Source organism: Rummeliibacillus sp. POC4, from assembly GCF_003576525.1.
Lineage (GTDB): Bacteria > Bacillota > Bacilli > Bacillales_A > Planococcaceae > Rummeliibacillus.
Genome location: NZ_QWUA01000159.1, coordinates 1 through 884, shown reverse-complemented (window position 1 = coordinate 884; position 884 = coordinate 1). Strand labels below are relative to the sequence as shown.

Annotated in this window: 1 protein-coding gene; it reads right to left on the bottom strand. The window is 40.4% G+C overall.

The window, feature by feature from the left end; genetic code table 11:
- On the bottom strand, window positions 1–662 hold a 662-nt coding region (gene ltrA, locus D1606_RS18565; protein WP_119417456.1), incomplete at its 3' end, for a group II intron reverse transcriptase/maturase.
- Window positions 663–884 lie beyond the last annotated feature (222 nt).

Here is an 884-nt window from a genome sequence, read left to right as displayed (position 1 = left end):
GCATAGCGGACGAATTTATGGCCACGTTTCTCTAATTCTTTATCGAATTCATCTAGAACTATATTAGAAAGTAACGGACTAAGTGGTCCACCTTGTGGTGTCCCTTGATTGGTATCCATTACAACTCCATTTATCATAACTCCGGATTGTAAGTATTTTCGAATAAGCTTTAATAAGGGTTTATCATGAATTCTTTTCGCTAATGTACCCATTAGTCGGTCATGATTTACTTTATCGAAGAATTTCTCTAAGTCCATATCTACAACCCAACGGTATCCCTCTCTAATGAAGCCCTTGGCTTCTCTAATGGCATCATGGGCACTTCGATTTGGTCGAAATCCATAGCTATGATTAGAGAATGTCGGGTCATATATTCGGGATAATACTTGGGCTACTGCTTGTTGAATGAGTCGGTCTGTTACGGTTGGAATACCTAATAATCGCACTCCGCCGTCAGGTTTCGGGATTTCGACTCTGCGAACTGGTTGCGGTTTGTAGGTACCCATTAGAATTTGCTCCTTGATTGTTAACCAATTTTCGACTATATGCTGACGTAGGTTTTGTACGGGCATCATATCTACTCCATGACTACCTTTATTCTTTTCGACTCTTTTGAGCGCTTGAAGCATATTCTCTCGTGACAGAATTTGACTCATTAACATCTCGTTTGACTCCTCCGTGAATAGCTTATCTTCTTATGCCAGTCTCTATTACACCCTCTTGATGTCCCTCATGGAATTCACCATTACCTCCATCAAGTAAGTCCATTTGGATTTTCTGTGTTTATCATAGAGTACTGAATGCCAAGGGCTATTCTCTCTTAATTGTTCAGTCCTTCCCATTTGTTCTAGAATCAAATGGTACTATGACGTCTGCTGACTCCT